Origin of the sequence: Acinetobacter sp. ACNIH1, from assembly GCF_002934695.1 — a bacterium.
Classification (GTDB): domain Bacteria; phylum Pseudomonadota; class Gammaproteobacteria; order Pseudomonadales; family Moraxellaceae; genus Acinetobacter; species Acinetobacter variabilis.
The window spans coordinates 1631022-1655664 of record NZ_CP026420.1; the positions used below are offsets into that span (position 1 = coordinate 1631022).

At 41.7% G+C, this 24643-nt stretch carries 20 protein-coding genes and 2 pseudogenes; 8 read left to right on the forward strand and 14 right to left on the reverse strand.

The features are described 5' to 3' along the window. Nucleotides 1–9: 9 nt before the first annotated feature. Nucleotides 10–1074, reverse strand: coding sequence for a ferredoxin reductase (locus C3F22_RS08035; RefSeq protein WP_104426997.1), 1065 nt, complete (start codon nt 1072–1074; stop codon nt 10–12). Nucleotides 1075–1227: 153 nt separating this feature from the next. On the opposite strand from C3F22_RS08035, the gene fabR reads away from it, so the two are divergent. Next, nucleotides 1228–1905 (forward strand): HTH-type transcriptional repressor FabR, encoded by a 678-nt coding sequence (fabR, locus tag C3F22_RS08040; RefSeq protein ID WP_004786319.1) that lies wholly within the window; start codon nt 1228–1230, stop codon nt 1903–1905. A 46-nt stretch (nt 1906–1951) separates the two neighbouring features. Here the strand turns inward: fabR and C3F22_RS08045 are convergent, their stop codons facing one another. The 5 genes from C3F22_RS08045 to C3F22_RS08065 all read right to left on the reverse strand — a co-directional run bounded on the left by C3F22_RS08045 (nt 1952) and on the right by C3F22_RS08065 (nt 7760). Continuing rightward, nucleotides 1952–2752 (reverse strand): alpha/beta fold hydrolase, encoded by an 801-nt coding sequence (locus C3F22_RS08045; protein WP_104426241.1) that lies wholly within the window; start codon nt 2750–2752, stop codon nt 1952–1954. A gap of 128 nt (nt 2753–2880) precedes the next feature. Then, a complete protein-coding gene (locus C3F22_RS08050) occupies nt 2881–3147 on the reverse strand; it encodes a PAAR domain-containing protein (protein ID WP_005235145.1) in 267 nt (88 codons plus the stop codon). A 146-nt stretch (nt 3148–3293) separates the two neighbouring features. After that, nucleotides 3294–6131 (reverse strand): RNA polymerase-associated protein RapA, encoded by a 2838-nt coding sequence (gene rapA, locus C3F22_RS08055; RefSeq protein ID WP_104426998.1) that lies wholly within the window; start codon nt 6129–6131, stop codon nt 3294–3296. Between the two features lie 143 nt (nt 6132–6274). Continuing rightward, on the reverse strand, nt 6275–6871 hold the full coding sequence (locus C3F22_RS08060; protein WP_171065463.1) for an RluA family pseudouridine synthase: 597 nt from the start codon (nt 6869–6871) through the stop codon (nt 6275–6277). Between the two features lie 178 nt (nt 6872–7049). Then, nucleotides 7050–7760 (reverse strand): phosphopantetheine-binding protein, encoded by a 711-nt coding sequence (locus tag C3F22_RS08065; protein ID WP_104426242.1) that lies wholly within the window; start codon nt 7758–7760, stop codon nt 7050–7052. 230 nt (nt 7761–7990) lie between these two features. Here C3F22_RS08065 and C3F22_RS08070 point away from each other — a divergent pair, with 230 nt between their 5' ends. Then, a complete protein-coding gene (locus tag C3F22_RS08070) occupies nt 7991–8428 on the forward strand; it encodes a hypothetical protein (protein WP_104426243.1) in 438 nt (145 codons plus the stop codon). A gap of 207 nt (nt 8429–8635) precedes the next feature. Here the strand turns inward: C3F22_RS08070 and C3F22_RS08075 are convergent. From C3F22_RS08075 to C3F22_RS08090, 4 genes and pseudogenes are all read right to left on the reverse strand, one after another. Beyond that, nucleotides 8636–9051 (reverse strand): annotated as a pseudogene (locus tag C3F22_RS08075) (GlcG/HbpS family heme-binding protein). Between the two features lie 125 nt (nt 9052–9176). After that, nucleotides 9177–10478 (reverse strand): glutamate-1-semialdehyde 2,1-aminomutase, encoded by a 1302-nt coding sequence (gene hemL / locus C3F22_RS08080; RefSeq protein WP_104426245.1) that lies wholly within the window; start codon nt 10476–10478, stop codon nt 9177–9179. A gap of 39 nt (nt 10479–10517) precedes the next feature. After that, entirely contained in the window at nt 10518–11138 is a 621-nt protein-coding gene (gene thiE / locus C3F22_RS08085) for a thiamine phosphate synthase (protein WP_004786336.1), read from the reverse strand. Between the two features lie 835 nt (nt 11139–11973). Then, on the reverse strand, nt 11974–12357 hold the full coding sequence (locus tag C3F22_RS08090; RefSeq protein ID WP_104426246.1) for a DUF962 domain-containing protein: 384 nt from the start codon (nt 12355–12357) through the stop codon (nt 11974–11976). 333 nt (nt 12358–12690) lie between these two features. Here C3F22_RS08090 and C3F22_RS08095 point away from each other — a divergent pair, with 333 nt between their 5' ends. Continuing rightward, complete coding sequence (locus C3F22_RS08095) at nt 12691–14148, forward strand: inorganic triphosphatase (protein ID WP_104426247.1); 1458 nt, start codon at nt 12691–12693, stop codon at nt 14146–14148. A 122-nt stretch (nt 14149–14270) separates the two neighbouring features. Continuing rightward, nucleotides 14271–15725, forward strand: a complete 1455-nt coding sequence (locus C3F22_RS08100) for a CYTH and CHAD domain-containing protein (RefSeq protein ID WP_104426248.1) — start codon at nt 14271–14273, stop codon at nt 15723–15725. Nucleotides 15726–15744: 19 nt separating this feature from the next. Here the strand turns inward: C3F22_RS08100 and C3F22_RS08105 are convergent, their stop codons facing one another. Continuing rightward, nucleotides 15745–16377, reverse strand: coding sequence for a hypothetical protein (locus C3F22_RS08105; RefSeq protein WP_104426249.1), 633 nt, complete (start codon nt 16375–16377; stop codon nt 15745–15747). Nucleotides 16378–16487: 110 nt separating this feature from the next. Between C3F22_RS08105 and C3F22_RS08110 the strand changes: the two genes are divergently transcribed. Beyond that, nucleotides 16488–16883, forward strand: a complete 396-nt coding sequence (locus C3F22_RS08110) for a DUF3144 domain-containing protein (RefSeq protein WP_004786347.1) — start codon at nt 16488–16490, stop codon at nt 16881–16883. A 108-nt stretch (nt 16884–16991) separates the two neighbouring features. Further along, entirely contained in the window at nt 16992–18056 is a 1065-nt protein-coding gene (locus C3F22_RS08115; RefSeq protein WP_104426250.1) for an amidohydrolase family protein, read from the forward strand. A 270-nt stretch (nt 18057–18326) separates the two neighbouring features. Here the strand turns inward: C3F22_RS08115 and C3F22_RS08120 are convergent, their stop codons facing one another. The 3 genes and pseudogenes from C3F22_RS08120 to C3F22_RS08140 form a co-directional block, all read right to left on the reverse strand. After that, nucleotides 18327–21068 (reverse strand): M16 family metallopeptidase, encoded by a 2742-nt coding sequence (locus C3F22_RS08120; protein ID WP_104426251.1) that lies wholly within the window; start codon nt 21066–21068, stop codon nt 18327–18329. A 385-nt stretch (nt 21069–21453) separates the two neighbouring features. After that, nucleotides 21454–21645, reverse strand: a pseudogene (locus C3F22_RS08130) (site-specific integrase); the annotation flags it as partial. A 618-nt stretch (nt 21646–22263) separates the two neighbouring features. Then, a complete protein-coding gene (locus C3F22_RS08140) occupies nt 22264–23085 on the reverse strand; it encodes a PhzF family phenazine biosynthesis protein (RefSeq protein ID WP_104426254.1) in 822 nt (273 codons plus the stop codon). Between the two features lie 116 nt (nt 23086–23201). On the opposite strand from C3F22_RS08140, the gene C3F22_RS08145 reads away from it, so the two are divergent. After that, nucleotides 23202–23786: a flavin reductase family protein gene (locus tag C3F22_RS08145; protein WP_104426255.1), complete on the forward strand. Its 585-nt coding sequence runs from the start codon at nt 23202–23204 to the stop codon at nt 23784–23786. A gap of 120 nt (nt 23787–23906) precedes the next feature. Continuing rightward, nucleotides 23907–24641, forward strand: coding sequence for a hydroxyacylglutathione hydrolase (gene gloB, locus C3F22_RS08150; protein WP_104426256.1), 735 nt, complete (start codon nt 23907–23909; stop codon nt 24639–24641). The last annotated feature ends 2 nt before the right edge of the window (nt 24642–24643 follow it).

Here is a 24643-nt window from a genome sequence, read left to right on the forward strand (position 1 = left end):
AAAACTCGCTTATAAGTCGATGACAAGGTCAGTCTGCGCTGAGTTAACACAAATTTTTAAAAGATTACCTGGCTCGGTATTTTGTGCGCCATTGACCAGATTCTTGGTTGAACCTTCTGCTTTATTACAGGCACATTTATTACAGATGCCCATACGACAGCCATGGGTCGGTCGGATATTCTGCTGTTCCAGACCCACCAGAATCGACTGGCCTTTAGGAATCGTGACAATTTTTTTCGATTGAGTCAGGGTTACATTGACAAAACCAGTATCAGCTTCATCATTCAGACTCATGCTGAAAGCTTCACTTTTGAACAGTTTTGCTGAAGCAAACAGTCGTTCTGCAGTCGCAACAAAACCTGATGGTCCACATGCATAGACTGTGCTGTGTTCCAATGCCTGCAATTGATCTAGATAAGATTCATCAAGACGCGGCGCAGCCGGTTGTTCCTGAGTTGCAAATACCTGATAAGAAAAGTTTGAAAACTTTTGTGCCAGCTCTTCAAAACGCGCAATGAAAGCAGCATCCTGATTTTTCTTGACCCAATACCATAAAGTTACTGGTGCAACCAATTCAGCTTTATCTTTTAAAGCTTCCAGTATACTCAGCATTGGTGTAATACCACTACCCGCAGCAAGCAAAAGCAATGGGCTGCTCTGTTCTGGCAAAGTCATGTCACCGAAAGGTTGACCGAGTTCAATGATATCGCCGACTTCAGCCTGTTCAGCAAACCAGGTGGTAACCTTACCTGCATTCACTTTTTTAACCGTCAATAAAACATGCTGCTGATCAATACGGGTCAGACTATAGCTACGTTCATAACGAATGCCGTTCACCACCACAAATACAGGATGATGCTGGCCCGCCTGACCGAACTGGAATAAATGATTGACACGAATCGTCAGACTCAGCATATCCTGCGCAGCATTTTCTTTGCGCACGATCTTGCCTAAGGGCTGATTCATCGACCATAGAGGATTTAATTTCTGCATCCAGAAATTAATCGCATATGGATCAATCACACTCTCTTTCAGCGTATTTAATGGCGTTTTAAGCTTTTCGAGTACAGGCATCGTTTCAGACATCACCTTGGATTTTTAATTATTATACACTTGTATATATATTTGTATATACACTTGTATTGTTTCTAATCATTTCACAAGCTGGACTGCCTTCGTTATAATGTGTTAATGCCTTTTACTAATCACCTCATGAATGAGCCTTCAATGAAAATAAGCAGTGACGCGTCTTTACCATCGAAAAGCATTGATGAGCCCATTATTGTCCGTAGTGTGGGCCGTAAAGCCACCATTACCAAGGAAGAACTGTTTCAGGCTGCTTTAAACCTGATTGGACCACAAAAAAGTATTTCATCTTTAAGCTTGCGTGAAGTTGCCCGTGAGGCTGGAATTGCTCCGAACAGTTTTTATCGTCATTTTAAAGATATCGATGAACTGGCGATTGAATTGATTGATCGTGCCGGGATTGTGCTGCGTCAGATTCTCAATGAGTCCCGCCTAAAAGCATCGAAACAGAATAGTATTATCCGTAGTTCTGTCGAAGTCTTTATTGCCCAGCTGGATGCTGATGAAGGCAATTTAAGCTTGTTATTACGTGAAGGCTATACCGGTTCAAAATCTTATAAACAGGCAGTCGAACGCCAACTGAATTATTTCCAGCAGGAGCTTCAGGAAGACCTGATCCGTCTGGAACGACTTAATAATAAAAAATTATTTCATCCCGAGATTGCTGCCAGAGCGATTACCCAACTGGTATTTAATATGGGAGCCAATGTGATCGATATGGCACCTGAAGACCGTAAGGAAATTGCGGAACAAACCATGATCATGATTCGCATGATTCTGGAAGGTGCCCGTCATCTGGATCAGTCTCAGATCCGTTAAACCAGCTGAAAAAAAGACTCTTAGTGAGTCTTTTTTATTATCAAGATTAAAACTCATTCAATTTAGCTTTAACATGGTTTGCTGTCACTTCTGGATATTCTAGTGGAAACATATGTCCGCCCTGCACCACTGAATAATCTACCCGATAAACCTTATACATGCCTTGTGGTAAACCTTGCTGATAAAACTGGCTGCGCTCTGCTGTGATTAAATGTATCGGAACCTGTGGTGGTTTTCTTGGTGTACGCCACCACCAGGCCGGTACAGTCCGGAAAATTTCTGCCTCAACCTGTTTCGGAATAGCTAAAGTTACTCCTCCACGCTCTTGATCAGGTACAATCCCGCTCTCAATATAATCCTGAAAACATTGCTCATCAAAATGCTTAAACAGACGATTCGATCTCAGCGCTGCAACGGCGTCCTGTTTAGATGGCCAGTAATCCTTACGTTTTAGGGTAATACCTGCCGGAGTGAAGCGGTCAATACTTTTTAAGTTGAACTTTTTCACGACTTCAAACAATGCACTATTTTTCCCAATTACGAAAGGTGGATCCATGATCACCAGTTTGGAAAATAAATCCGGACGTTGATAGGCTGCCATTAAAGTTACCAAACCACCAAATGAATGTCCCAGCCCAATCACCTTTTGATCCGGAGATTGCTGCTGGATATCCTGTATCACTTCATTTACTAGATAACGCCAGTCTTTGGTAATTGGATAGGCTGGATTCATCCCGATCAGCGGAATCGCCTTGACCTGATATTCATCCTGAAAATAATTTAAAAACTTACGATAGCTTGCCGATGGAATGCCATTGGCATGAGTAAAATGCAAAACCTGTTTCATTATTTTCTTTGATCATTTCTTTATAAAGCCTGATAGAAGCTTAATATTAAAATATGAAATTCCACAGGATCTAAATCACCAATCTATGACCTTTAAGTCACTTTCAGCCTAGATCGACATATGGTCCATTATTTTTTAGAAATAGCCAGATTTTGCATCGGTAAAAAAGTGGCTCCACAACTGGCTTTATCTCCAGCAATGATTACAGCCCTACCTTTGACTATTGTAGATAAATCACTAGCAATTGCAGTAACCGTAGTTTGACACTTGGGACAGTAATGCTTCATGCCATTCAGATGCACTGCCATACCATTAATTAAAAAAGAGCTCTCACATTCAGAGACCATACCGCCATGGCTGGTTTTCGCGCCAATAGTGATCAATGCTTTGGACATGGTATTTTATTTCTTATTCTTAGGTGTGCTGATTTTAAACAATACAGAAAATATCAGCTAGCACAGCCCGACCAAGCACTTAATGAAGATTTAAATTTCAGTCATAAAAAAGCAGCCCGAAAGCTGCTTTTTAATTCATTAGGCCTTTATGGCTTAACCACGACCATTACCTGAATTGCTTCAGGTGTTACAGATAAACCTTCTAACAAACTCAAACCTTCTTTCTGCAATTTCTGTAAACGTGCGATTTCATCTTCACGGATACTTGGGTTGAACTGTTTTAAGTAAGTCAGACGGTCAATTTCATACTGCCATTTATTACCATACACTTCTTTAGCCTGCTGCTTGAAGTTTGGTAATGCTGAACGAGCCAATTCCAATGCTTGTTGATAACGCGCTTCAATTACTTCACGGCGCGCTTTCACTACCTGACGGCAGCTATTGCCATCTAAATGATGTAGATATGGTTTTAGGATTTCAGGCGCAATCTTCTGAGACAAGTCCTGACCTTTTTCACTCAGCAATACACGGATCAGCTGTTGTGGCAAGCTTGATGGCAAGTTTAGTGCTTTTGGTGCAACCACATCAACCTTGAACCACACTTCCATCAATACAGAACCTTGTGGTAACGCTGCAGACTTTAAGACTGCAACATTGGTACTACCAAAGCCCTGAGTATTGATCATTTCCATCACGCTTTCAGTGAATGGATGTTCTAGGGTCAAGTACTGTGCATCTTCACGGATTTGAGCCTGGTCACGATAGAAAGTGGCTGTCATGCCCTCTTCATCCAGGGTTAAACCTTGTACCTGCATCTGATCCGTTGGCTTGATGATCACCGTACCATTACTTTGTTCATCAAAATCGATATTGGTCGATGCCATGAAACGCTTCATGAACATTGGCAAGGTGGTATTGTCATCATAGTCTTCAAGCGCATTAACAATTTCCTGTGCCACGACGGGGCGGCAAGAATTGTACTCAAGCAGACGGTCACGACCTTCCTGTAACTCGGCTTCCAGTGCTTCACGTTGTACGCTAACTTCTTCCAGCAGATCTTCAAATTCCTGACCTTTATCTGCCAGCAGGCAATCTTTCAAGGCAACAATAAAGTTTTCTTGCAGCGTTTGTGCAGTTGGAGAAATGTTGCTGAAAATATTCAGCGCTTCGTTATACCAGCGGAACATACGTTCTTGCGCAGTACCCACCAGATAAGGCACATGAATCTGGATACGGTTTTCCTGACCGATACGGTCCAGACGACCAATACGCTGTTCCAGAACATCCGGGTTGGCTGGCAAATCAAACAGGATCAAGTCAGATGCAAACTGGAAGTTACGGCCTTCTGAACCGATTTCAGAGCACAATAAAATCTGTGCGCCATAAGATTCTTCAGCAAAATAAGCCGCTGCCTGGTCACGTTCCAGCAGACTCATGCCCTCATGGAACATGGCAGTACGTATACCTGCATGCAGACGTAATACATTTTCTAGCGCTTCAACCACTGGACCACTACGCGCAATCAGCAATACTTTTTTATGCTTCAGATCAGTACGCAACTTTTCCATCAACCACATTACACGCGGATCAGTTTCCATCCACGAGCCATCGAGTTGAGATTCTTCCGGCCACATTTGCTCACGCAATTTACCATCTTTAGACCAGTTTTCTGGCGCCGGCAATGGTGCTGGCTGACAGTCACGGCCCGGGAAGCCCTGAATTGCCTCACGGGTATTCCGGAACAGGATACGGCCCGTACCATGACGGTCTAGCAATTCATGAATTGCACGGAAACGTTGCTCTGGGGTATCTTCAATCGCATGACCAAGCAGGCTTTCAATCGCAGTGAAATGCTCTGCTTCAAGTGGCAGATCTGACATCAACACTTCAGCGATTTTAGCGGTATGCTGATACTGCTCTTCTTCATCCAGGAAACGGTCCAATGAACTGAAACGTTGCGGATCAAGTAAACGTAGACGTGCAAAGTGAGATTCTACACCGAGCTGTTCTGGTGTTGCAGTCAATAACAATACGCCCGGTGTTTTCTCTGCCAGCTCTTCGACCAGATCATAACGGTCATTGCCACCTTCTTCCTCAGACCACATCAGGTGATGCGCTTCATCGACAACCAACAGATCAAAGCCCGCTTCAATCGCCTGTTCGCGCAGATCTTCGTGATCCACCATCAAGTCCACAGAAGCAATAATGCGCTGCTCAGTCAGGAACGGATTTAGATCAGGATCATGCTCTTTAATCGAGGCAGTACGCGCCAGATCAAATAGAGAGAATTCAAGATTGAAACGACGACGCATCTCAATCATCCACTGATATTGCAGTGAATCTGGAACCAAGATCAGGATACGTTCAGAACGGCCAGTTTTAAGTTGCTGATGAATGATCAGACCAGCTTCAATGGTTTTACCCAAGCCAACTTCATCCGCCAGTAAAACACGCGGTGCAAAACGCTGACCGACTTCATGTGCGATATACAACTGGTGTGGAATCAGACCTACACGCGAACCGACCAAGCCACGCAATGGACTGGTTTGCATATTCGCTTGCATCAGCAAGGCTTCAATACGCAGGTCATACCACTCTTTATAGTCAATCTGACTGGCCAGTAAACGGTCTAAAGGTTTAGACAACTGGATCGTTGCGCCTACACGGGTTTCATTTAAAGCTTTACGTTCTTCTGTGCCATCTTCAAGAGTACGGACCACGTGATAACGCACTACGCCATTGCGATCTTCAACTGACTCAACGGTCCAGATCGTACCTTCCTGATCTTGCAGCTCGTCATTTGCATTAAATACGATACGAGATAAGGGTGCGTTACTGCGAGCATAGACGCGAGTTTCATCGCTTTTTGGGAATAAAATGCTGACCGATCGCTCATCAACATCAATGAGAACCCCTAAACCGAGTTCTGTTTCAGTATCTGATAACCAACGTTGACCAATAGCAAATTGCTGCAATTTTTCCACCTTTATCTTAAGTACAAGATTATGAATATCAGGCTCAATCACGAAACGTCATTTGAGCAAAATTTCACACCTTCAAGCAATGTATTTTGACATAAAGCCCACTAAAAAGTGAGCATAATTCACGTCGATTAAACAAGTATTTCCTAGAATTCAGCCGGACAATTAAATTCAACTAACTCTTCTGTTTTAGGATGATAAAAACTTAAACGCTCAGCATGTAAGCATAGACGCGGACTAAGCTGTTGCTGCTCTGGCGTTGCATATAAGGTATCGCCAATAATCGGATGTCCGAGATATTGCATATGTACACGGAGTTGATGTGAACGACCGGTAATCGGGGTCAGTTTCACCCGGGTCACAGCTTGCCCCTGAATTTCAAAATGTTCGATGGCCTGCCATTCTGTAATAGCCGGCTTATTATGATTCGGTTCAGCAATATGCAGTGGTGGACGGCTTGGATCATAAATGACAGGCACATCAACTGTACCCTTGCCTTCTAATGTTCCAGCCACGATGGCTTGATAGGTCTTATCGGTTTGGCGTTCCTGGAACTGGCGGGAGATGGATTTTTGCCCTTCACGACTTAAGGCAAATACTAAGATACCGGAAGTGTCTCGATCCAGACGGTGGATCAGTAAAGTTTTAGGTTCTAATTTGATGAGGCGATTGATCAGGCAATCTTGTAAATCTTCTGTTTTACCGGGCACTGTGAGTAAGCCTGCAGGCTTATGGATGACCATAAAATCTTCATCACGATGTATCAGATGTTCGGTTAGAAAATTACTCAAAGTTCAATCCCACGCTGATCGCGAAAAACAAGGCGGCCATAATAGAAAGCTTGAGTGATAATTACAATGCGCATTTATGTAAATGGCGATGAAATTTCCGATTATTTTAAGAAAATTACCCAATTACCGATCATCGACGTGCAGATTGCATTACAAAGCTCACTAAATCATGTAATGACGGGTGTTCCAGCACATCTTCATAACGTAGATCAGCACCATACGCACGCCATGTGCCAACCAGACTCACTACCGCAACCGAGTCCAGTCCATACTGTTTTAAGTCAGCATAAGGATCAATTTCCAGCGCATCCATATCCAGCTGTTCAGCTACTGCTAACATGATGCCTTTGGTTGACAATACATATTCTGACGGCGCACTCAGGTTCCACAATCGGGTCAGACTATAGCTGTTCATATAATGCAAACCTTGTGCCGATATATTCTCAATCCACTGGATATGCTGTTCCTGACTAGGCATCAAAATTGCATCATTAATTATGCAAATTTGCTCTGTCACACTTTGCAGATGTGGCAGGATCTGTTTCAGCATCGGTGTAATCTGTCCGGCGAAAATCAGTTGTGAATGAGTTGAAGCATATTCTCCAAGTTGCTGCATACCTTGCATTAAATCATCGCCATACAAATCAACGATTGGAATATCGAGTGCTTTGGCTTTATTACTGATCTGGATCAGATGAGTTATCAGGTCGCTGTCTTGTATGCCCTGCTGCATACGCAAGTTTTGCAATCCGACTAAAACCAAAACAGATTCATTTGATGTAAGCTGCCATTTGGCTTGAGATGGCGCGAGTTGGATTTTTTTGGGCATGGGGTACAGCATGGGAAGCTCTTATAAATACAAAATAGCATGATGATTCATGCTATTTTAGTTTAGCATCGATTTGAAAAATACTTTGATTTTACAGACGTTTATTGTTCTAATTTCGTATAACCGCCATTATGTTAAATGGATATGGTTTTATTTGATAATCATAACTTTAAATCAGAAATTTTATCTCAAATATGATAAAAACCAAGGATAAAGAAAAACTAGATTTAGGTAGCTAATAAGTGAATTTTTTGGGTGATGTAGAAGTCTTTTTATCTTGTCTTGGAACTAGTATACCCAATGCTAATATTCTGAAAGCAGTTACTATTATTGCGAGTGAATTTGATACATCAGAGACTAATTTTTGTGGAGAAAAGCTATCTTATTGGGAGTTTTTCAAAAGAGGCGTTACGTTCAGATTTAATGAAAATCAGATACTAGATACCGTTTTCTTATATGTCAGAGAAAATGCAGAATATTATCCATATCCATTTTTAGAAGATTTAATCATAGGTATTAATCATAAAAGTACGAAGCAATCTGTAATTGATCTATTTGGGAATCCAGAAAAAGAAAATGATTGTTGGCTTAAATACAAAATATTTGATAACTACTTACATTTTGAATTTGATGAGTCATCAAAGTTAAAACAAATCACGATGGGGAAGTTTCGAAAATAGGATTAGGTTTAAGATTTTCTAAAATTAACATAATACACGTTATACAAAATTATTTTGATTTCCTTTTTAAATCATAACTTTATTGTATATAGACAAGCCCTCTCATTAGCGATTGGGCTTTTTAGTTGATATTTCACGTTCCACGCTTCATTTTGGAACATCGTTGGATGATTTTATTAAATTGAGCTGATCAATTTCTATTTTGGATTAGCTTTGCTTAGCCAAAAACTTCTCAATCGCTTGCTTGCAATCTCTGCATCTTGGAAAGACTTCACTCCAGAAACACCCATTGCACCTACGAGCTGACCTTGATACATAATCGGCTCACCACCTTCCAACATCCCAGAAAAAGTATCCATCGTCAGAAAGCCCATTTGACCGCCTTTGATAATATCTTCAAACAGCTTGGACGGACGGCGACTAATGGCAGAACATCTTGCTTTTTCCAGACACAGGTTTGCTGTCATCGGTGATGCACCATCCATACGCTTCATTGCCAGTAAATTACCAGTTTCATCAACCACAGCAATACTGACATTAAAGCCATTTTCTAACGCATATTCATAGGCCTGATTTAATAAAAACTCAGCATCGCTTAAAGTCAAATAATGTTTGGTTTTCATCAAGATTTTCCTAATTTTTAATATAAATCTCCCCCTAGCCCCCTCTTTTAAAAGAGGGGGAACTTAAATTTTTAAGCTTAAGAATTCCCTCCTTTTCCAAAGGAGGGTTAGGGAGGATTTAAAACTTAAGCTTTCATTTCAGCAAAAGTTTCTTTAGCCGCCTGAATTGTGAATTCGATATCCTCATCACTATGCGCAGCTGAAATAAATCCTGCTTCAAATGCAGATGGAGCCAGGTTCACACCACGACTTAACATGCCATGGAAGAATTTTTTGAAGGCTTCAACATCACATTTCAGCATGGAATCAAAGCTGGTGATGTCTTCTTGATCCGTGAAGTACAGGCCAAACATACCGCCCACTTGCTGGGTCTTGAATGGAATACCTGCTTCATCCGCAGCTGCCTGTAAACCTGCAAGAAGTTTTTCAAGCTGTGCAGTCAGTTTTTCATAAAAACCTGGCTCACGCAGATGTTTAAACATCTCGATTCCGGCACGCATTGCTAGCGGGTTACCCGACAAGGTACCTGCCTGATACACGTTACCTAATGGCGCGATGCATTCCATCACTTCTCGTTTACCACCAAAAGCACCGACTGGCAACCCTGCACCAATAATTTTACCTAAAGTCGTTAAATCAGGAGTCACGCCATAATGTGCCTGAGCACCGCCAAGACCTACACGGAAACCGGTCATCACTTCATCGATGATGAATACTGAACCATGCTCATCACAAACATCACGTATCGCTTGCAGAAAACCATCAATCGGTTTCACCAGATTCATGTTCCCTGCCACTGGCTCAACAATCACACCCGCAATTTCAGAGCCAAACTTGGCAAAGCATTCTTTTAAAGTGGCAATGTCGTTATAAGGAAGAGTTAATGTATGTTTGGCAAAATCAGCAGGTACACCCGCAGAAGTCGCTTCACCTTCACCTTTAGTTAACAGGCCAGAACCTGCTTTTACCAGCAACGAGTCAGAGTGACCGTGATAACAACCTTCAAATTTTACGATTTTGTCACGTCCGGTATAACCACGCGCCAAGCGGATCGCAGTCATCGTTGCTTCAGTACCGGAATTGGTCATACGCACCAGTTCAATGGATGGCATGATGTCGCAAATGATATCTGCCAGAGTCGTTTCATGCACGGTTGGTGCACCAAAGCTTAATCCATCTACTGCTGCATCTTGCACCGCTTTAATAATCTCAGGATGTGCATGACCCAGAATCATTGGACCCCATGAACCTACATAATCCACATAGCGCTTGCCATCGACATCGTACAGATAAGCACCTTGGGCTTTCTCGATAAAGATAGGCGTACCACCCACGCCATTGAAGGCACGTACAGGTGAGTTGACGCCACCCGGAATATGTTTATTGGCTTGTTTAAATAGTTGTTCTTGCTTTGGATATAAACTCATGAGAATCACTCAACTCAAAAATACAATAAGAAATAAAAATTAAGCTTGTTCAGCAAACAGTTCCGACCAGTCATACACACGTTGACCGACAGTTGACATTGAGCGACCCAATACATCACTAATGACTGCACAAAGGTCGGCGCCGGCTTCAATGACTTCTTTGCCGTTTTCCACCGTCAAACCGCCAATAGCACAAATCGGTACATTTAATTTACTTTTGGCCTGTTTTAAGGTTTCCAGACCAATATTACCTGCTTCTGGCTTGGTATCAGTCGCATAGATCGCGCCAAAGGCCACATAATTAGCCCCATCAGCAATGGCTTGTTCAGCAAGCTCAAGTGAATTATTACAACTGCGGCCAATCAATACATTTTTGGGCAAACGTTCAACAGCTTCCTGAATTGAGCCATCATCCTGACCTAAATGCACGCCTACGCCATATTTTACTGCAGTTTCTAAATCGTCATTAATCACAAATGGAACTTTGTACTGTTCGCACATTTGTTTCATATATTCGATTTCGTAAGCCTGATCTTCTTTCGCTACTTTTTTACGACGATACTGAAGTACCGCAACTTCATAAGTCGCCATTGCACCTTCAAGTTTTGCCAAGAGAAGTTCAATAGGATCATCATTGGTAATTAAATACAAACCGCGCATGACTGCCGCCATTCAAAATACATACGCTATTATAGGCATAAATGGGCGAGTTTCCCCATCCTAAACACTGAATAATACCCAATTCAGGTATTAGATTATTATTTGTACTTTTTATACAGGTGATTGATCAATATCCCTATTTTCAGTGATAGGCGGCTGTCAGAATTTACGTTTTAATGGTTTTATAACAATAATGATAAAGTGTTAATGCTTACGCCCTCCGACAAACGCTTTTAGGATTTTGCAGATAACTTAGTGGAGAAGTTGCAAAATTCTGAAAGCGATTTTTTTATGTCCGAATTTTACAATTCCTGTTTATAAAATTGCTCGAATACCATTAGTCAAAAAACTCAAAGAAAACTTCAAAATACCCAATTTCAGGGATAGGTCTACACCCATTAAAGGATTTAAATAAGTTTGAACACAACAAATAAATAGAAAAGCAAAAGCTGTGTTTTATCTACCAGATCCTTTCTAGCTTTGGGTAAACCGTTTATGGGGAGACGTGTCAAAGCTAGAAAGGATCGACCCATCTAAGCAAAACCGACCATCTCACCTTTCAAACTTGCTTCATTCATCTCGTGAATATTTTCTAAATCATTCAGATAAATTAAAAATACGTCAATGCACATCTTTCTATTTTTTTAAATATAAAAAAAGCCCGGAGAAGGTCACTCCAGGCTTGGAAAACTGATTTATTCAGTGAATTATACTCTTTGATAAAATACTGAATAAGCAATAAAACAATTAATAGAATAATAACTCTACACTTGCAAGTGTTTTTATCGTTTTTATTGCAATACTTAAGCATAAATCCGATAAAACGTCATAAGTCCTAACTTGGAATTTTGTCGTGCTTACGATCGACCAAGCTCAGGTTACCACGTAATACATCAGCAAACATACGCCAGTCTGAAATAAAACTGTAAAGCGGCTGTTTAAAGCTGGCCGGTTTATTCTTTTCAAAAATGAAATGACCAATCCAGGCACATGCATAACCTGAGAGTAGTCCATAGGCCAGATATTTGGCTTTACGCTGACGAAGGGCTTTGCTAAAAAAATATAAACCGATACTGCTGCCGGCGACATGCAAACGGCGGCTCATAATATGACGATGCTCGGTTAGATAAAACCGGTAAAACTCATGATAGTCACGAATCGGCATTTGTGGAGAAGTCAGTACTGCAATCTCATTGCTCGGCTGCACCTGTGCGTTCATTATCATCATCCTGATCTTTTTTCTTCACCTTAGCGCATAATTTAGGCAATTAAAAGTACCTTTATTTTCATGCAATTCTGTACCTGAATTTGGCTTAGATATTGAATTGTCATGCTTTCAGCAAAAACTGGTGAATGAGATCAGCATGTTAATTTTTCCATTTCCATTTTTTTCAATCGGTCAAGTCTTACATCAGATTGGTTTTTCGTTACAATCAGCCGCTCAAAAGTCTAAAAAATATTTCCGTTTCATATCGGAATTTCATGCAAGCGAATAAAAATTCAATTTATTTTTTAATATTTTTCAATAAATTGAATAGACAGGATGATTATCATGGTTGAAGTTGAACTCAAGTTCCAGATTCCCGCGGCACGCCGTACTGCCCTGCTTAAGGCACTTGATCCCAAGAAATCTCAACAGATCCAGCTTCAAGCCAAATACTATGATACTGCAGACCGTCAACTGGCCCAGCATGGAATTGCCCTACGTCAGCGATTAGAAGGCAGTCGTTGGGTTCAGACGTTAAAAGCGGCAGGCAAAAGCCACATTGAACGTTTCGAGCATAATCATGATCTGGGTGAATTAGAATATTCTCCTGAGCTGGACCTGAGTATTTACAAGCAGTCTGCTGAAGCGCAAACCTTGCTTAATCGTGCTTTAGGTGATCAGTTTGACCTGCTGCAACTTCAGTTTGAAACTGATATTGCCCGTACCTTGCGCATGATTGAATATGAAAATACGTCAATCGAAGTCAGTCTGGATATCGGCTGTATTCGCACTCCTCATGCTGAGCAGGAGGTGCATGAAGTTGAATTCGAGTTAAAGCATGGCTCAATTCAGGATTTGCTGGCCTTTAGTTTTGAATGGGTCAAAAAATATCAGCTGTGGCTGGATGTACGTAGTAAGGCTGAAATTGGGAATTTATTAGCAACTAATCAGAGCGTGAGTCCCGCTACTTTTGCCAAAGAATTCCAGATCAGCAAAAAAGATAGTGCGGGTAAAAACCTGTGTCATCTGGTGGCCCAGCAAATGCAGCATCTATTGCCCAATATCGCGGCAATCTCCGCGCAATTGGCAGAGCAGGAACATATTGATCAGGCACAACAGGCCTTGGATCATCTCTATCTGACCCTACTTTTGTTTAGAGATTGGCATCCCCAAGTTTCAGACAAATGGGCACATCAACTCTCTGCCTTTAAACACCAGTTTGAAAATCTGCAACATTTACAGCACATGCAAAACACTCTGGCTGGTTTCCTGCAAAATCCTACAACCGCAGATAACCTGACTAAAGATATTCTTTATGCCAAAGAGAAGCTGGGCAATCTGGTGAAGTCCACCCAGAATGTGCATCACTATCTGGAATTGCTGGTCTTTAGCTTAAGTACAGATGAAGCTAAGCCGCTGGGATTAAAATCTGCAGCGCAAACTACTTTGCAGCAACAATACAAAGTCTTGCAAGAACAGATGAACCAGACTGATATTACCAATTTTGAGAGTCTGGATCAGCTAGCAATTCGCATTCAGGAATTAAAATTCAGCTTCCCGATTTTGACCACAATTTATGATGTCAAAAACCTGCAAAAATACAGCAAGGCGTTAAATGATGCACAGCAGGCAGCAAATGAATATCAGACGCTGGCCTCTTCTGCAGCTTATATTCAACAGACTGAGCTGGAAGCCAGTGACTGGTTTGTACTGGGTTGGTTAACCGCAAAACAGGAAGTCTATGCACAAAAATTACTGGAAGCGACAGAACAGTTTCTGGTCAGCCGCAAATTCCTTAAATAAGTATTTAACTGACTTTCAAAGCACGCTAAGGCGTGCTTTTTTTGTTGCACAAGCACATCACAATACTTTTGTTGTTTGGTCTATATTGATTGTTATGAGCTTCATCGAGAAGGAATGGCCCGATGGCAGAAATCGAACTTAAATTCCAGATTCCGCAAAGTATACGTCACCAATTCGAACAAGATTTTCAGCAGTACGGGTCGACTCGACATCATTTATGTGCCAAATACTTTGATACTGCCGATCAGCAGTTACAGCAGCACAAAATTGCACTCCGGCAGCGTCTGGAAGATCAGCAATGGTTTCAGACCTTAAAAGCACCGAGCCAGCATCAATTTGAACGCTTTGAGCTGGAAGAAAGACTGGATACCGCACCGGACAACTGTGATTTAAAAGCTTACGCCAAGCATAAACAGGCTCGGAAGATTCTAAAACAGGCCCTTCACACCCTAGATACGCCTCTGACTCTACAATTTGAAACTGATGTAGAGCGGGATCTTTGGATTGAAGATTACCGAGGAAGTCAGATTGAAATTGCATTGGATAGAGGTGAGATTCGTTCTAAGGGCCAAACCTTGGACATTTATGAAGTTGAATTTGAGCTTAAAAGTGGCAGACTTAGTGACCTAATTGATTTTGTTAAACCCTGGATTCAACGCTATCAGTTATGGCTGGATGTACGCAGCAAATCTGAACGTGGTTATGCTCTGCTGAATAATGAAACTGATCTTCTGGTCCAGCATCAAACAACTTTACAGCTCGCAGCTAAAGACGATATTCATCATATCTTGCAAAAAATCATCACCAACTGTCTGACTCACCTGTTTCCTAATGCGACGGCGATTGCGCTAGAGAATTACAATAGTGACCATGTGCACCAGGCCCGCGTCGCTATCCGGCGTTTACGTAGTGCCTTAAAAATCTTCCAGCCCTATCATCAGGATTTACCAGAGGAATGGCAGGATCAGTTACGCAATATCTTCCAGCAATTAGGTTCTACCCGGGATCGCGACGCTTTGGCTGAAAGTCTGCTTCCTCAGCTAGAAGCTGCAGGTTCGCCAATATTGCAATTACCTCCCGCCCAACAGGATCAGGCAGATATTAGCCAATTATTCAAAGAGCCAGCCACGATGGAACTGATACTGGAGTTACTACGCTTTAGTCAGGATCAGAGTAAAAACCAACAAAAGTCCTCGCATAAACTCCTATGTAAAGGACTCAGCAAACTGCATCAGAAAGTTTGTGCAGATGCAGAAAACTATCAGGAACTGAATATTGAATCGCGCCACCGAACCCGCAAGCGGGTTAAGCGCTTGCGTTATAATGTGGAATTTCTGCAAAGTCTGTTTCCTGAAAAGGAAGTTAAAAGATATCTGAAAGCGCTAAAACCCTTACAGGAAACTTTAGGTCATTATAATGACCTGTTTGTCGCAGAAAGCCTGTATAGGCCTTATGCCAAAAAACACTCCAAGGCATGGTTTGTCATCGGCTGGCTCACCGCAGAACAGCAGCATCTGTCGGAACAGGCTGCTGAGCAGTTACAGAAATTTTCTCATACCAAACCATTCTGGCAATAGATAAATAGGCAAAATCGCTCTAGCGATATTTGCCGTACACTTTCCAGGTATTGTTATCGGCTAGCGGATCGCTATAACTATCGCTGCGCTGCTTACGCGGCTTATCACGGGCATCAACTAGCTCAAAATGTGGTTCAACACTCAGGACGATTCCATTCACATAAAATCGAGTCCGGGTGTATTCACTTTGACCATGCTGGAACACATAAGTACGCAGATCTACAAATTCACGATGTGCCACAAGAGCCGCTGTATCATCACTGTCTAGCCAGCGTTGCATGGCCTGAATCTGTTCCGGTTCAAATTGCCCACATTTTTCAATCAGGCTGGCAATACCACGAAAGGTCTTGGATTCTTTAGCACGGGTTTTATTAATCCGGATGCGGTCCACATGAAAATAGAATAAGGGTAAATTCAAATGACTTGGCAAATGAATCGCATCCAGGACTTCATCTTCCATAAAAGGCTGAAACAGATCCTGCGCCCTTTCAATCAACCCCAGCCATTGCTTGTAATATTCTTCGACCTGCGACTTGGTGCCATAATAAATTGGCAATCCTTCAACATTGGCCAGATTTGCCGGTGGCCAGATATTCTGGCGCAATAAGGCAATATCACTTTTCAGGCTCTGTACCGCAATTGCATCTTGCATGAGATTCACATTTTTATTGCTTAGGCTATTTTTAGATTAAGGCAAAGGTTTAGTTTCTGCAAGGCTTTGCCTATAATTAGTGATTAAGATTTTATTATCAGGAAAAATTCATGGTTCAAAAGATTGAAGCAACCGATGTAACCGAAGAAGAAGCGTTAAATGCTGCATTCTTTGAACGTGCTGATGAATTTATTAAACAGGCCAACGAATTTAGCCGTGTAGAAAAAGGCTCTCAGGAAAACCCGGCAGAAAAACGTGGTCAGGTCAGCGCTGCAATGCTGTTTGGTACTGCCCGCTTTAATACCTGGGTCGCTGCCAACAATTTCAAAGATGGCAACGAGATGCGCGACGCTAAAGATCAGGTCATGTCTTATATCTTGCAGCAATTTCAGATGATGCTGGAAGACAACTACGATGAATACTGTGAGCAGTTTGAGAACTATTTACGTTTCCGTCGTAATGAAGAGTTTCATGCCAACAAGCATCAACACGACCACGATCATTAATGAAAGCCCTACGGGGCTTTTTTTTAAATCTTTGATTTTTAATTTGACTTTAATGATGTATTTATCCTATAAAAAATGAATAAAAATTAAACGACGACCAAAAATATCATGCAGCAACTGCCCTTTCCGATTATAGATCCGCATATTCATCAATGGGACCCTTATACCACACCGCATGCCGCAGCCTCTGCCGTAAAATTATTTGGCAAACATCCAAAACTGCTGGACAAGATGGTGCGACTGATCAAGCCCAAAGCGGTGATTGATACCATTGGTCTGACCGAACATCTGACCGCGCCTTACCTACCTGAAAACTATAAACGTGACATCGGTCATTATCAGGTGGAGCAGATTATTCATATAGAAGCAAGCTGGCATGAACATAAAGGTACTGGTGTGGTTAATGAAACCAGGTTTATTACCGGACTGCCTTTTGCTGAACAGAGTATTCAGCTAGGCGGCATTGTGGCCACAGCTGACCCTCGTCAAAAAAACTTTAAACAGCTGCTGCAATTGCATCAGGAAGTTTCGCCTAAACTACGTGGTATTCGTAAAATGGCATCGTTCCATGCCGATAAAGGCATTCATGCCTGGACCGATGAACCGCATTTATACTGCAACAAGAAATTTCTGAAAGGATTTGAAGAATTAGCCAAAGCCAATTTAAGTTTTGATGCCTGGGTTTATTCTACCCAAATTTCTGATGTGGCCCATCTGGCCAAAACATTTCCTGAAACACCAATTGTGCTGGATCACTTGGGCACACCTGCCGGCATCTTTGGTAAAGTCGGTAAAGCGACAGGACAAACAGCACAGCAGCGAGACTATATTTTTCAGACCTGGAAAGAAGACCTGGCTGAACTGACAAAATGCCCGAATGTGTATAGCAAAATCTCTGGTCTGTTTATGCCTGTACTCGGTCACCGTTTTCATTTAGATCGAAAACTGGCAAAAAAAGATGAACTGATTCAGCTCGCTACTCCGCTAATCCAGCATGCCCTACAATGTTTCGGTAAAGATCGCATCATGTTTGCTTCTAATTTCCCGATGGATCGTGTCAGCACAGATCTGGTCACCATCATTGATGCCTTTAGCGATATTGTGCAGAACTATGACGAACATGCTGTAAAGCCGGTTTTTTATGAGAATGCGAAACGCTTTTATCGCTTATAGAAGTTTTATTGGGTAAACTGAATCAACAAATAGATTAAAATTTTTCATGGTCATAGATACGCAGAAACGTCATCCGCAATTGTTTGAGGCAGGACTACATCGTAAGAAGATGGCTTCTATAATAAATTTATTTCGTAAAAGTGGTGGACGAGTTTTGCGGATGACAAATGTTTTGGCTACTTTTGCTGAAACAAAAGTAGCCATATAGACATCTAAACACTGATTCAAAATGAAAAGATACCGTCATAGACTTATAAAAAATTACGGAATCTATTTCACTCCTTTCCCATACTGATCCGCCATGACTTCGACCAGTTGATCCGGTTTAACATATTTTTTGATAACGGCATCGACATCTGCCTTGGTCAGCTTGGCAATGGCCTGATCGCGTTTTTCCCGATAGATCAGATTGCGATCTTTTTCCAGTTGTGGAATCAGCATGCTGTGAATACGGCGATCATCTTCCAGTGCAGTGACGCGCTGTTTCAAAATTGTGGCTTTCGCTGCTTCAACTTCCTGCTCGGTTACTCCTTTGGCCAAAAGTTCATTCAATACCTTATGCACAGCTTGGGACACCTGTGCTGATCGGCCAGGCGTATAATTCGCCTGAATGCCTAATGCACCTGAGTCAATCCATTCATCATACTGAGCATTGGCACTGAAACCATAAACCAGCGCATTTTTCTCACGCAGTTCCTGTGCTAAACGTGAAGACAACTGTGAATCACCCAGAATATGCCGGAAGACCAGCATGGCTGGCAAATCTACATGTTCTGCACCGACAGGGAATGTCATGACAGCCTGATAATGACCGAACTCACGTTGTTCAGACAACGCATGGATTTTCTGCGCTGGATAAACTGTATATTGACCACTTAAGCGCTCATAAGGCTGTTTCGCTTTCCAGCTCGCAAAGTTATTTTTGAGGACTTTACTTACGGACTTCGGATTAAATTCCCCGGTCACTGCGATCTGGGCATGATGCGTATTAAAGAACTGCTGATATAAAGCTACGACCTGTTCACGAGTAGCAGCCTGAATCTGTTTTTTCGCCAGTTCAGGTTCAAAATGATAGCGAAGGTCACCCGGCTGATAAATCTCGGTCGCGCGAGACATGGTCAGGCCTGCCACCATATTGGGCTCAGTATAAGGACGGTCTAACGCAGATAGGCTTTGTCCTTTAATCAGGTCAAACTGACTCTGCTCAAAGGCCGGTTTATTGAGCACATCCAGCACATACTGGAAAAATTCTTCAAACTTCTCTTTTTTGGCACTGATCTGAATGCTCATGCCATTTTCAGAGGAACTGGCCGTGGCTGAACCACCAGACTCAATAATTTTATCGGCAATCTGTTGCAAGCTCTGGGTTTCAGAAGAACGCAGCAATAAGTAAGCTGTCAGATCCAGAACCTCGCCTTTATTGAACAAACTTTGTGCCGTGCCAAAATTAAGTGCAATAGTGGCATAAACTTTATCATCCTGAGTCTGGGTCGGGAATAAAGCGTATTTAATGCCATTCTTCAGTTTGCCCCGTTGAATCTGCTTGTCCTTAGCCTGTAAATATTGCTTGGACTGCACCACATACTGCTTTACTTCTGCCTGATAGACACTGACATCTTTCAGCGGTTCTGCTGCTTCAGCCTGCTGGTCCAGAGTTTGAGCCGGCACTTCAGTCTGGGTCAGCTCCTGTGCTTTTTTCTGATCTTCTGGTGTCGGCAAGATATTGCCAGAAATACGATATTCTGGCTTAAAGAATGCCTTATACACCTGATTGATCTGATTGACATCCAGCTTTTCTATGGCTTGCAGATCTTTAAAATACTGGCTCCAGTCACCTGAATAAGCCACTACATATTCACTTAAACGCGAACCTAAAGCGGTTGCGCTATTTTTAATATTGTCCGCCTGGTTTCGGGTTAGACTTTTAGCCCGGTTTAATTCAGTTTCGTTAAATGGCTGGCTCTGCTCTACACCCTGAATCAGGCCCTGCTCAACCTGCTTGACTTGATGATTTGGCGCATAGATGGCACCCATAAACACCAGATTAAAATCTTTATCCAGCCAGGTCATAGACTGCACTGTAGTGGTCTTACCCGTCTCGACCAGACTTTGATACAGGTGTCCGCTAGGTTGCAATGTATATAAGATTGGAGACATGGCCAGCGTGGTTTTAATACTTTCTTCTGACTGGTTCAGATAAATATTAAATTTGGCCAGATCACTACCCTTTTGCACGGTAAATTCACGCTGTTTGATCTGTTCAGGTTTTAGCGCAGGCACTTTTACCGCTTCAGGCACTTTGCGGGACTGGATCGGGCTGAAATGGGTATCAATCTGCTTCAGCACTTCTGCCTTATTAAATTTGCCCGAAATAATCATGAGGGCATTATTCGGTGCATACCAATGGCGATAAAACTGGTTCAGCTCCTGCATCTTGATCGATTGCAGTTCGTTCAAATCGCCAATCGGTAATCGTCCCAGATATTGATTGCCATAAGCTGATTTAAACACCTGATCCATCAGCACGGAAAATGGCTGATCCAGACGGATTTCACGCTCACGCTTCACGATATCAATTTCAGTTGGCACATACTTTTCTTGCAGGACAAGCTTATCCATACGTTCAGCTTCAAGGAAAATTACTTCATTGACCGCAGTCTGCTCAGGACGAATCACATTGGTATATTTGGTTGAGTAATAGTCAGTACTGGCATTGGTCATTAAGGTATATTGATCCAGACGGCGCTGAAACTCATCTCCCTTTACATTTTCAGTGCCTTTAAATGCCAAATGTTCAAGCAGATGTGCCAGACCACCTTTGCCTTGCGGATCATTCAGTGAACCGGTCAGATAAACCGTATTCATAAACACTTTATTTTCTTTATCATTGGGCGCAAGAATAATTCTTAAGCCATTTTCCAGTCGATATTCTTCGATATTCTGTTCTGTTTTGACCAATACCGGCTGTGCAAAACTGGCCGCTGTCCAGCCAGATAATAAAAGCGTTAACATTCCATAAGTCACTTTGTATGGACACGCTCCAAACTCTTGAATTCTATTCATTTACTCTATTTTATATTTTGTCCATATAGACATGCTTTTATAACGACAAATTTTTCACGTTTGTCCATATCCTCAAAAAATGCTTAAGGTGTTAAAAACGTGTTTTAGTCTGCCTAATTAAAATGAGCAATCACCAAAATATATTTTTTGTATTCATACCGACCTTAAAATTTTATGTTTGTTATGCGTCATGCGAAATATAAAAAATTTTATACTCAAAAGGAGATAAATAATGACGAACAATGAGATTATAAAAATACATATAGATGCTAAAACAAAGCAATTGGCAGAACAAGCTGCCGTTGTTCTAGGCTACTCTGCACTCAGTGAGTTTTATTTCAGAATGGTTGCCATCTCCTTGAATAATCACAGGAAATTCAAGGTAAGCATCACCATGTTTTTCAAAGGCTGCATCATTTAAACGATCAGTTGTCTTAACCAACGTCAATAACTGAAATTTTATAATGGTCACGACTTTGGCTTTTGATTTGTAGCGTGACTGACCATTTTTAAGTTTAGTGTTCATTTTGAGCCTCCTGTTTATTAAAAACAGGCCAAAAGTGACTTTGAGATAGGATTGACAAAAATGCCCCTATCCATCAAAATCGAAGTGTCTGGACGCCAATCAAGACATTCATAAAAGCTCATGTTCCCGCATGGGCTTTTATACTTTTTGCCAAAGATGAATTAATATTTCAAAAATTAATAAAATACCTTTAGGTGTACATTTAATCTAAATTAATTGAGATTGTTGACCTTTTCTCAAATTTAAAAATAAATAATTAACAATTTGAGGAATTGATGAAATATCTGAATATTGAATGAAGTCTAGTTCTTGAGCATGAGTAAAAACGGAGATTGAAAAAAGTAGAAAAAGATAATAGTGATTCTTCATATCAAATTTATTATTTTTATGTCCATATTGACTTACTTGTGGATTGTTCATTTTATATGGACACTTATGGAGTGTCGCCAAGCTTAAACGTTTAAAGCATATTTGCATTGTTCATCCAAATTTTTAAGTGTGAATTTTTATTTACAGTCACTCTGATCTTAGAGAAAAGTCTTTATTATGAATAGTCTATTTTATAAGAGGCCAAATAAAATACCGCGCAATTTCACGGTATTTTATTGAATATATTAATTAAATATAAAGTTCGGCCAGCATAAACAGTTTGGCATAACCAGAAATTTCAATGCGGTCTTGTTCTTTTAATGCGCAATATAATACACCACCACGCTGAGAGGCCTGATAAGCCACCAGTTCAGTTTTATTTAATTTCTCCGCCCAGATCGGTGCAATCCCGGTATGAATTGAACCGGTGACCGGATCTTCATTAATCCCGTTACTTGGTGCAAAATAACGTGATATACAATCATATTGAGTATCGCCAGCGGTAATCGCGACATCCAGTAATGGACCCACCGCTGTAATCGCGGTTCTTTTTCCATTCAGCTGCTTCAGCAATTCAATATTGGGTTGCTCATCCAGCACATCCTGCACTGATTCATATTCAATAATATAACCTTGTGTATTCAGATAAATATTTTTAAAAGGCTTCGTCAGCGCCTGTCTTAAGGCTTCCGGATATTCTGTAATGAGTTCAGGCTGACGGATTGGGAAATTCATCCGGATTTTGCCATCTTCATCCTGGCGTACTGTAAAAATACCTAGATCTTTGACATGAAAATAAATGGTTTTTGCAGAGCTAAAATCCTTGAACAGTACAAAGCTACTGGCCAATGTGGCATGTCCGCAAAAATCCACTTCCTTGGTCGGTGTAAACCAGCGAATTTCATAATTTTCTGCATCCAGCACTTTGACAAAAGCGGTCTCAGACAGATTATTTTCCAGGGCAATATTCTGCATCAGGTGATCATCCAGCCAAGCATCCTGCACGATGACTGCAGCAGGATTTCCCTTAAATAGAGCCGTCGTAAAAGCATCCACCTGGTACATTTTCATTTTCTTTACTCCTCTATGTAGGTGTTTAGTTTAAAAGCTTTTTTCCAGAAGGGGAATTTTATATGCTGTGGATCAGATGATTTATTTTTCTCCCTTTTCACTCATTAAGGTTCTTTATGAACAATTCACATATTCAAACTGTACCTTTAGAAAAAGCCTATCGCCTGATTACGCACGGTCCAACAGTACTGGTGTCTGCCAATGATGGGCAAGACACTGATGTCATGACCGCTGCCTGGGCATGTGCACTCGAATTCAGTCCAGCAAAAGTTACCGTAGTGCTGGATAAAAGCACCAAGACCCGAAAAATAATTGAAAATTCTGGCAACTTTGTACTGCAGATTCCCACCCTCAAACAGCTGGAAATGGTCTATAGCCTGGGAACATTGAGTCTGTACAATGACCCGGACAAACTGGAGCAGTCCGGTGTGCAGTTATTCAAATTCGCAAATCAAGAGATTCCAGTTGTAGAAGGTTGTGCCGCCTGGATTTTATGTGAGCTGATTTCCGAACCACATAACCAGCAGACCCATGACCTGTTTATTGGTAAGGTCATTGCCGCTTATGCCGATGATCGGGTGTTCCGTGATGGGCACTGGTACTATCATGAAGTCAGCGAAGAATGGAAAAGTATTCATCATGTCGCCGGTGGTCACTTCTATACCATTGGCGAAGCTGTCGCAGTAAAAGATGCAGAATAAATAACTGATCTTTTTAAACAAATTATATAAAAAATTCTTGCAAACAGGCGGCCTTGACCACAGTCAGACTGCCTGAATTTATGCTACTTTATCCATAATATCTGTTTGGTCTGATGTCTTATGATGCCGTTTAAAATCCACTGTATTGATGTTAAAAACTCATTACAAAATTATATCTGGTTACTTGAACATACACCGACGCATCAGGTCGCGGTCATTGACCCCACTGAAGCTGAGCTAGTTCAGGATTACTGCGCCGAACACGGGCTTGAGCTAAGTCAGATCTGGCTCACCCACTGGCATAAAGATCATATCGGTGGTGTTCCGGATTTAATTCGAAAACAAACATTACCGATATATGGCCCAAAAGCTGAGCTGGAAAAAATTCCGTTTATTAACCATCCACTTGAACATGACGACCAGTTCAGTTTTCATGGTGTTGAGGTACAGATTATTGCCGTACCGGGTCATACCCTAGGCCATATCGTGTACTTCCTGGATGCCATTGATATGCTGTTTTGTGGCGACACTCTGTTTGCTATGGGCTGTGGACGGGTATTTGAAGGTACTTATCAGCAGATGTACCACTCTCTGGCTCGCCTGGCTGCCCTACCGCCACGTACCCAAGTTTATTGCACGCATGAATACACCTTGTCGAATGCACAGTTTGCCAAACATGTAGAACCGGATAATCCAGCAATTCTGGAACGTTTCGAACAGGTTGAGCGTATGCGCATGCTTGGACAATGTACCTTACCCAGTACTATTGCAGCAGAACTGGAAACCAATCCTTTTTTACGCGCAGACAGTGTCGAAGAGTTTCAACGTTTACGCGTGATGAAAGACTCGTTTTAAAC

Coding starts and splice junctions, on each gene's coding strand:
- C3F22_RS08035 (WP_104426997.1), bottom strand. CDS start 1,074: ATGCCTGTACTCGAAAAGCTTAAAACGCCATTAAATACGCTGAAAGAG.
- fabR (WP_004786319.1), top strand. CDS start 1,228: ATGAAAATAAGCAGTGACGCGTCTTTACCATCGAAAAGCATTGATGAG.
- C3F22_RS08045 (WP_104426241.1), bottom strand. CDS start 2,752: ATGAAACAGGTTTTGCATTTTACTCATGCCAATGGCATTCCATCGGCA.
- C3F22_RS08050 (WP_005235145.1), bottom strand. CDS start 3,147: ATGTCCAAAGCATTGATCACTATTGGCGCGAAAACCAGCCATGGCGGT.
- C3F22_RS08060 (WP_171065463.1), bottom strand. CDS start 6,871: ATGGTCATCCATAAGCCTGCAGGCTTACTCACAGTGCCCGGTAAAACA.
- C3F22_RS08065 (WP_104426242.1), bottom strand. CDS start 7,760: ATGCTGTACCCCATGCCCAAAAAAATCCAACTCGCGCCATCTCAAGCC.
- hemL (WP_104426245.1), bottom strand. CDS start 10,478: ATGAGTTTATATCCAAAGCAAGAACAACTATTTAAACAAGCCAATAAA.
- thiE (WP_004786336.1), bottom strand. CDS start 11,138: ATGCGCGGTTTGTATTTAATTACCAATGATGATCCTATTGAACTTCTC.
- C3F22_RS08090 (WP_104426246.1), bottom strand. CDS start 12,357: ATGAACGCACAGGTGCAGCCGAGCAATGAGATTGCAGTACTGACTTCT.
- C3F22_RS08095 (WP_104426247.1), top strand. CDS start 12,691: ATGGTTGAAGTTGAACTCAAGTTCCAGATTCCCGCGGCACGCCGTACT.
- C3F22_RS08100 (WP_104426248.1), top strand. CDS start 14,271: ATGGCAGAAATCGAACTTAAATTCCAGATTCCGCAAAGTATACGTCAC.
- C3F22_RS08105 (WP_104426249.1), bottom strand. CDS start 16,377: ATGCAAGATGCAATTGCGGTACAGAGCCTGAAAAGTGATATTGCCTTA.
- C3F22_RS08110 (WP_004786347.1), top strand. CDS start 16,488: ATGGTTCAAAAGATTGAAGCAACCGATGTAACCGAAGAAGAAGCGTTA.
- C3F22_RS08115 (WP_104426250.1), top strand. CDS start 16,992: ATGCAGCAACTGCCCTTTCCGATTATAGATCCGCATATTCATCAATGG.
- C3F22_RS08120 (WP_104426251.1), bottom strand. CDS start 21,068: ATGTTAACGCTTTTATTATCTGGCTGGACAGCGGCCAGTTTTGCACAG.
- C3F22_RS08140 (WP_104426254.1), bottom strand. CDS start 23,085: ATGAAAATGTACCAGGTGGATGCTTTTACGACGGCTCTATTTAAGGGA.
- C3F22_RS08145 (WP_104426255.1), top strand. CDS start 23,202: ATGAACAATTCACATATTCAAACTGTACCTTTAGAAAAAGCCTATCGC.
- gloB (WP_104426256.1), top strand. CDS start 23,907: ATGATGCCGTTTAAAATCCACTGTATTGATGTTAAAAACTCATTACAA.